The 824-nt window shown below is 40.7% G+C and carries 1 protein-coding gene; it reads left to right on the forward strand.

The annotated features are described in order from the left end of the window. Nucleotides 1–41 precede the first annotated feature (41 nt). Nucleotides 42–710: a glutathione S-transferase gene (locus A3756_RS17955; protein ID WP_068554155.1), complete on the forward strand. Its 669-nt coding sequence runs from the start codon at nt 42–44 to the stop codon at nt 708–710. The last annotated feature ends 114 nt before the right edge of the window (nt 711–824 follow it).

Raw genomic sequence — 824 nt, forward strand, 5'->3', positions numbered from 1 at the left:
TATAACTCTTATTATGAACTAATAGTATATAGGATGTAGAAATGATTAAGTTGCACCACTTGAATAATTCACGATCTCAACGCGTTATTTGGGCCTTAGAGGAGTTAGGGCTAGACTTTGAAATAGAATCCTATCAGCGAGACCCTACTACCTACCTAGCTCCAGAAAAACTTAAGGAAGTGCACCCTCTTGGTAAGGCTCCGATCTTGGAAGATGGCGAAAATAAAATTGCAGAGTCTGCGGTTATCATCGATTATCTAGTGAATCAGTACGCTCCAAATCTAAAGCCGGAAATCAACACTGAAGAATATTTAAACTACCAATACTGGATGCACTATGCTGAAGGTTCATTGATGCCTTATCTCGTTATGAAGCTTGTATTTGATAAGGTTAAAACCAGCCCGATGCCTTTTTTTGCTAGACCTATTGCAAAAAAGATCGCCGAAAAAGCAATTTCTACCTTTATAAAGCCAAATTTAATCACACATTTAAGCTATATCAATCATTACTTAAATGGACGTTCTTGGTTCTGTGGTGATGCCTTGAGTGGTGTTGATTTTCAAATGATTTTTCCACTAGAAGCAGCCTGCGCAAGAGGCCTGGCAACTCCCGAAACACATCCTAATATTAGCAATTATGTTGCCAGTATTCATGCTAGGCCCGCATACCAGGCCGCCATAAATGCAGCTGGTGATTACGATTACGCATAGTCTGGCTTAACGCTATACAACATATTAACAACAGCAACCGTCTCCCTGGCCCTAACAAAGAAGGTCTCCGCTAGACCTTCTTTTCCACAGGTCAATCACACCCGCTGTTAATCA

It is taken from the genome of Oleiphilus sp. HI0086, assembly GCF_001635225.1.